Below are 6,823 nucleotides of genomic sequence, written 5' to 3'. Positions count from 1 at the left end.
TAAAATACTTACAAAAAAAGGACAAATATGACTGGAACCTGTCCAATCTGGTCGCATTCATCAGAATGAATATCTTCGTGAAAATAAACATCTAGCAATGGATAGATGATCCCTTTCTCAGGCCGCCTATAAAAGGAAAAAAGGGACAGCTAAAGATTTTTGCAGATTGAAAAATAGGGGTCNNATTTATTTAGGACACATATGACATGGAAAAGTATTATATTGTAGTATGGATTTCATTCCAATAACCATGTATTTATTTAATTAATTGAGAAAATGGGTAAATTTGAAGTAAAAACTCGGAAAAATGGCGAATTTCAGTTTAATCTAAAAGCTGGAAACGGACAGGTGATTTTAAGCAGTGAAGGTTATACAACTAAAGCAAACTGTTTAAATGGCGTTGAATCTGTTAAGAAGAATGCTCAGGACGATAACAAATTTGATCGTAAAACTGCTACCAATGGTAAGTACTATTTCAATCTCAAGGCGACCAATGGTCAAATTATTGGAAGCAGCGAGATGTATGAAAGCGCAAGTGGTATGGAAAACGGCATTGAATCTGTCAAGAAGAATGCGCCTGACGCGACGGTTGAGGAGATAGCCTAAGTCTATATTGAAATGCCGATCGGCTGCACATAAGCAGTCTGTAAATAGAAGCGCATAGGAGTTTATAACAAAGAGCCGGTTTTTTTACCGGCTCTTTTGCGATTATCTTTCCGCTGGTGGGCGTGGAATGGAAAACCAGAAACTGCTGCCCAAGCCTACCGTACTGTCAACTCCTATTAGACCCGCGTGTTTTTTGATAATTTCAGCGGAGATATAGAGTCCGAGCCCGAGCCCCGAGTACGATTTGCCTTCATGGTTTGCTCTATAATATCGATCAAAAATAAAAGGCTGTACTGCCGGATCAATACCTTCACCTTGATCCTTGACGGTTATCTTGATACAATCTTGCAGCTGTTCCACAGTGATATTGATTTCTCTCGATTCTGGTGCATATTTAACGGCATTGTTGACAAAATTAACAAGCACTTGTTCAAGGCGTTGCTCGTCAGCAAATATAGTTGCATCGAGATCGCCCGTAATATTAACTTGATGATTGCCTTGGGATATGATATTGTGACAACTGGAGGCAAGAATCTTTGACGCTTTGAAGGTTGTTTTTTCGAGATGAAGCTGTCCTTCACTGATTCTATGCATATTGAGCAGGTCATCAACAAGTGTAACGATTTTTTTGATATTGACAGCAGACTGATCAATAAGCCTTGAAATGATCTCACTTCCAGTTTTGTCCTTAAATCGTTCCAGCAATTGAATCGTTCCCTTTAAGCCCGTGACGGGTGTCTTTAGTTCATGGCTGGCAATGCCCAGGAAGTCATCTTTTTGTGATTCGTAATTCTTTCGTTTTGTAATATCTGCCACTACGCCGATGAGGTGAGTTGCATGACCTTCTGGATCGTATTTGGGAAGACCTGATGCATTGATCCAGTGTAACGATCCATCAGGCCAACGGATGAGATATTCAGCGTGATAAGTGGTCTTGTTCTGGATAGCGTCCTGCACCTTTTGATACACCATTTCGCGGTGTTCAGGGACGATGCTTCGCATGAGGTCTTCATAGTCAAAGCGGTCGTTTTTGGTAAGACCAAAATTGATTTTACAGGTTTCGGAGCAGTCCATTTTTCCTGTTCTGATATCGCGATTGTAGGAGCCGAGTTCACCAGCTTTTAGTGCAATTTCCAACTGATAGTTGAGAGCTTCAAGATGTTCGTTTCTTTTGATGCGCTCGGTAACTTCATTGGCTATGACAATAATAGACTCCGTTTCACCTTCATCATTCTTTAACGGCTCATAAGTAAAATCAAAATAATGATCGCCCAATACCCCCATAGACTCAAGTCTTGCGTAGGCAGTATCTCCAATGTAGTTTTGGCCGGTGGTAAAGACATCGTCCAATATCCCTAAATAGGGCTGTCCCTGAAGTTCTGGAAGCGCTTGTGCAAGTGGTTTGCCGAGGACAATTTCGGTTTTGCGCCAGAGCTTGAGCATCCTATCGTTGGCAACTTCAATAACTAACTCACGGCCTGTTAAAATCGCAAAGCCTATTGGGGCCTTATCTATAAAGGATCTGAATCGACGTTCACTTTTTTTGAGATTTTTATTGAGTAGCACTGTCAAATCATAGGATTTGTTGAGCTGACTATTCGTGCGATAAAGTTCGTCATTGGCAAGCTCCATTTCGTCATTAAGTTCGAGCAGTCGTTGTTGCATGGTTGCCATGGTAATATTGACGCCCTCAAGCTCATCAATTTTATCGATGGAAGAACTTCGAAGCTCGATTTGATCCATCGCTGTGCGTGCAAGACCTGCTAATATCTGTCGATCAGCTGCGCTGAAAGCCCGCGGATGCTTGTCCATAACGCACAGTGAACCGATCATAAAACCATCATGTGTAATAAGGGGTGCACCTGCGTAAAACCGTAGCCCAAAGTCTCCAATTACAGTTGGATTGGTCAGTAGGATATCTTCTTCCAATGTATCTTCAAAGACTGTTACTTTCTTGTCCAAAATAGCCAGACTACACAAACTTTGCCCTCGATTCGTTTCCTTTGTGGTGCCCATGCCGATATTTGCTTTGAAATAGACCGATTCTGCATCCACCAATGAGAGCAATGCAATAGGGGCATTAAAGATCTGGCTGGCTAATTTTGCAATTCCATCAAAGCTGGCTTCAGCGGGGGTTCCCATTATTTTATAGCGTCTGAGGGCATTCAGTCGGTCATGTTCATTTTCAGGCATTATATCCATTCCAAACGTATTCTCTATCATAGTGACCCTGTAATTCTTTTTATAAAGATATAGTTTTAATTACAAAAGGGAGATTCAATTTTTCTCTCTTCATCGGCAATTCAATGATTCCATAAAACCACCAAAAAATTTCTAAACCTATAGTTGAATTAACAGCATGTGGGTACTTTGAACTCGGTTTGTGGTTTATGGCTGGGGCAGGATGGCAATCCGACCGTAAAAACGGATCCCTTATTAGGTGTGCTTTGGATGTTCACTACACCTTTGTTCCGCTCAATAAGATCCTTACATAAAACAAGGCCTACGCCCGATCCGGGTTCGTCTTCCGTTCCGAAAGACTTTTGCTGGATCTCATTAAAAAGTACGGCGGACTTCGAAGGGTTAATTCCTATTCCTTCATCTTGAATATGAATATGTGTATAGGTTTCATCCATGCTGGTGTAGATGTTGATATTCCCGCTCACATAGCTGAATTTAATCGCATTGCTGATCAAGTTGCGTAAAATAATGATGGTATGATCCCGATTGGCAATTATCTGTGTGTTGTTTGGTATATCAATATTGATTTTTAGCTGTTTAGATTGTGCATTCTCATTAAAAACTTCAACAATTTGTTGTATTATAGGTTTAATCAACTGGGGTGATGCTTTGGTATTGATCCCCTGCATACTGCTGCTGCCCCATTGCAATAAATCATCCAACGCCTGATTCTGCTGCGTAATTTGTTGAAAGATCTGCTGGATGTATTCCTGGGAGTTTGTACTGTCGAGCATTTGATTACGAAACATAAAGACCAGTGCTTCCAGATTGGCAAAAGGACTTTTGATATCGTGCGCGATAATAGAAAAGATTTTTTCTTTGTCCCGATTCATGGATTCTAAGTTGCGGCGTTGCTGCTCAATTTTTTTTATATTCTTATAGATGATGTCAAGAAAGAAGTTGACTGCGACGACCATAAAAGCTAGTGCATTGATAATATTGAAAACAGACCTAGATCGAGGCACTTGCTGGCTTAACGGGAGTATATCGGGAAGTAGATATAAGAGTGAAATCAAAAAAGCTACCGTAATACAAAGGGCTATATGGATCTTTCGATTATCATACATCAACATGGAGACAATCAATGTGCACAATAAAAAGTATTCGCCACCATTTTTATAAAGTAGCGCTCCAGCGAAGAAAAACACAGCATTACTTGTCAACAGTGTTGCCTTAGCGATAGTACGCTTCTCATAATATTGAAGTAGAAGGACCGTAAGCGCACATAGTGAATTGCAGAAGTTAATCGCTGCTAAAATATAACGGTGGTCGATAAGATTGAGGATTGAAAAGAAAATTGTCGGAAATAAACATAACAATGCAATCAGATTGATCATGTATACGCGTTTGAAATCGATGTATGACATGTCCGGATGTGCACCAATATGGGAAAGTAGTTTCCAATATTTACGAAAATGATTCATAAAGACTTGTCTGATTTGCTTGCAATTTCTAAACATTCAAAATTAGCTATAAATCAGGAGTTCAACAATGATTTTTCTTGAATAGCAGGATAAGATTGGCAAAATCTGTCCTGAAAGGAAGATAAAAGGCTACGTCACGTTATTAATTTGGAAAAAACAAACGAATTTCGGTCCCTTGGTTTTCCTGACTGAAAATGGTCATCTGCGCTTTGAGCCTTTCAAGAATTTCCTGAACGATAAACAATCCGATGCCTTTTCCCTGGTACTCCGTTGAATTTGAGCCACGCAGTCTTTCCATACGGATATTTTTGAGTTCATGCTGCGGAATCCCGATACCATTATCTTTAATAATATATAACACACCGTTCGTTACTTTTTCACTATAAATATGCAGCGCTGCTTTCGTATTGGCCGAAGAGTATTTAATGGCATTGTTGATCAAGTTTGTAAAGATTTGGTAAACTCCATTTTGATCACTGTTTACTGGAAAAAGGTCTCCAAAGATAAGTTCAGTATGCGGGCTACGGAATAATAATTTAGCTTCCCGGCACCAATTGGGCAATGTAAGATCTAAACGGACAGGTTGTTTCCGTAGCCTATACATTGGGGCAAGGCTCAGCTCTACCGTTTTGTCGATAATGTAAGCGATGTTTTCAAGTGATTGATCGATGACCTCATACAGTTCGAGCCGCCTATTGGTTTGCATATCCAAATGTTCTTTAAGTACACCTATACCCAATTTAGCGAGTGCCAAGGGATTTTTCGCATCATGTGATAGTGTATAGGATATCATGCGCAGGTTGGTTGCGGGATTGATAGTTATATTTTCTCGATCTAAAGGTTTCTCATCGTGTATCTTATGCGTGACATCGGTAGCTGTGTGGAGGATGGAATTTGTTCGTCCGCGCTTATCAAAGAGTGGCTTATACTCAAAATCAAAATAGCGTTTGATTTTGAAATCACCGTCAACAATCGTTGCGGGAGTTTCAACTGCCTTGTAGGTAACACCGCTTTCCCAGACGTTACGGAGTATATCGGCAAATCCTTCCTGGGTAAAAACCGGAAAAACCTCTCCAAAGGAATGTCCAACGATTTCATTCTCTGTACGCCACATTTTTAACATACGAGAATTGGCAAATGCGATATTGAGGTTCGAATTATCATAAATGGCCGTGGCAATCGGCATTTGATTTAATGCTTCAAAAAAAATCGGTAAATCCTTTTGAGGTTTTTGCATATTGGGTGTTTAATAATCATCTGCTTGCCACAGTGCGAGCGTAAAATTAATCAAAAATCAAGCCAATAGCCATAGTTTTTTATGTTTTTTAATAAAAATGCGATCAGCGGGTATGCTTGGGAATAGTGCAATAAAAACCCACTAAATTATTCCTATATTTAAGAAACTTCACAGGAGATGTAAGTTTAAAATAGACAGGGATTTGTAATCATACCAATTATGGATAAGTATTTGGAAATTAGGAAATATGATGTTCAGGATAGCAATAAACTGATTGATATTCTTCATATGAATATACCGAAGTACTTTGCACAGAGCGAGGTTGCCGATTTCAGGGAATATCTGGATCAGGAAATGGAGACGTATTTTGTTGCACTGGTTAACGGACAAATTATTGGTGGCGGCGGTGTAGGTTTTTCCGATGATCAGCGCACAGGATATTTGAGTTGGAGTTTTTTAAATCCAAAATATCATGGATTTGGTTTTGGAAAAACCTTATTGCATCATCGCATTGACTTTCTTTACGCCCATCATCAGGTTGAAAAGATCGAAGTCGGCACCTCTCAATTTACGTTTGGATTTTATAAGAAAAATGGTTTTGTACTACGGGAAATCCATAAAGATTATTGGGCTGAAGGCTTTGATTTATATGATATGGTCCATACAAGGGAATAGACACAAACCATGAATGCTAGTCAGGCAACATGTTGAAAATAGGGTGCGACTTAGTGATTTAATGACGCCAAGTTTTCCTTAATTTGATTCAGGTGGTGTAGGGGATGATAGCTCATCAGGTAAAACATTTCACGTATACTGAGTTTTCCGAGCAAAGGATGGGGTAAGACTAGGCTATCGAGCTCCTCTTCATTGTACAGTGCAAATAACTGATTAATTTTAGTTATTACTTCTTCTAATTGCGTTATAAGGCCCATTTTCTGTGCAGGCAGGATATCTTCAGGCAAAAATTGACTTGGTGCCTGTAGGCTTGTTTTGAGATAATTGTTAAGTACCGTATCGTAATCCCAAGTTGTACGTTGTAGGGTGCCGAATTTTTGGACGATGAACTCTTTTGATTGCAGTATCTTTGGAAAGGGTAGAAGCGTTAAGAGGATATGTTTTAGCTGCTGACCAGCTGTCCATTTTTCATGATTACGGTATAAAAAAAGGGGATCAGGTAATGCCTGGATATAGGCAATAACCGTATGGTGGTTGTCAGAAAAAGTTTTGATCAGTTCTTGTCGATTCATCCTATTTTTTTTGGTAAGTGTTTACTTCGGTCGTTTATTCTCGCTTATTGATGCGTCAAAGTCAGTAT

General features: G+C 39.7%; 6 protein-coding genes. 2 read left to right on the top strand and 4 right to left on the bottom strand.

All coding sequences use genetic code 11. From position 1 onward, the window contains the following. Positions 1–276 precede the first annotated feature (276 nt). A complete protein-coding gene (locus B3H30_RS04435; RefSeq protein ID WP_070569093.1) occupies positions 277–606 on the top strand; it encodes a YegP family protein in 330 nt (109 codons plus the stop codon). Between the two features lie 102 nt (positions 607–708). Here B3H30_RS04435 and B3H30_RS04430 read toward each other — a convergent pair whose 3' ends face one another. From B3H30_RS04430 to B3H30_RS04420, 3 genes are all read right to left on the bottom strand, one after another. Next, complete coding sequence (locus B3H30_RS04430; protein WP_070569090.1) at positions 709–2,829, bottom strand: ATP-binding protein; 2,121 nt, start codon at positions 2,827–2,829, stop codon at positions 709–711. A gap of 128 nt (positions 2,830–2,957) precedes the next feature. Further along, positions 2,958–4,271 carry a sensor histidine kinase gene (locus B3H30_RS04425; RefSeq protein WP_070569087.1) on the bottom strand — a complete coding sequence of 438 codons (1,314 nt, stop codon included), beginning with the start codon at positions 4,269–4,271 and terminating at the stop codon, positions 2,958–2,960. Positions 4,272–4,413: 142 nt separating this feature from the next. Beyond that, complete coding sequence (locus B3H30_RS04420) at positions 4,414–5,508, bottom strand: PAS domain-containing sensor histidine kinase (RefSeq protein ID WP_286833477.1); 1,095 nt, start codon at positions 5,506–5,508, stop codon at positions 4,414–4,416. Positions 5,509–5,727: 219 nt separating this feature from the next. Between B3H30_RS04420 and B3H30_RS04415 the strand changes: the two genes are divergently transcribed. Continuing rightward, positions 5,728–6,183, top strand: a complete 456-nt coding sequence (locus B3H30_RS04415) for a GNAT family N-acetyltransferase (RefSeq protein WP_070569080.1) — start codon at positions 5,728–5,730, stop codon at positions 6,181–6,183. Between the two features lie 50 nt (positions 6,184–6,233). Here B3H30_RS04415 and B3H30_RS04410 read toward each other — a convergent pair whose 3' ends face one another. Next, entirely contained in the window at positions 6,234–6,755 is a 522-nt protein-coding gene (locus tag B3H30_RS04410) for a DinB family protein (RefSeq protein WP_070569077.1), read from the bottom strand. Between the last annotated feature and the right edge of the window lie 68 nt (positions 6,756–6,823).

Origin of the sequence: Sphingobacterium sp. UBA7038 (assembly GCF_002494055.1) — a bacterium.
GTDB lineage: Bacteria > Bacteroidota > Bacteroidia > Sphingobacteriales > Sphingobacteriaceae > Sphingobacterium > Sphingobacterium multivorum.
The sequence above is the reverse complement of the archived record's forward strand: the minus strand, read 5'-3'. Positions and strand labels throughout refer to the sequence as shown.

Coding starts and splice junctions, on each gene's coding strand:
- B3H30_RS04425 (WP_070569087.1), bottom strand. CDS start 4,271: ATGAATCATTTTCGTAAATATTGGAAACTACTTTCCCATATTGGTGCA.
- B3H30_RS04420 (WP_286833477.1), bottom strand. CDS start 5,508: ATGCAAAAACCTCAAAAGGATTTACCGATTTTTTTTGAAGCATTAAAT.
- B3H30_RS04415 (WP_070569080.1), top strand. CDS start 5,728: ATGGATAAGTATTTGGAAATTAGGAAATATGATGTTCAGGATAGCAAT.
- B3H30_RS04430 (WP_070569090.1), bottom strand. CDS start 2,829: ATGATAGAGAATACGTTTGGAATGGATATAATGCCTGAAAATGAACAT.
- B3H30_RS04410 (WP_070569077.1), bottom strand. CDS start 6,755: ATGAATCGACAAGAACTGATCAAAACTTTTTCTGACAACCACCATACG.
- B3H30_RS04435 (WP_070569093.1), top strand. CDS start 277: ATGGGTAAATTTGAAGTAAAAACTCGGAAAAATGGCGAATTTCAGTTT.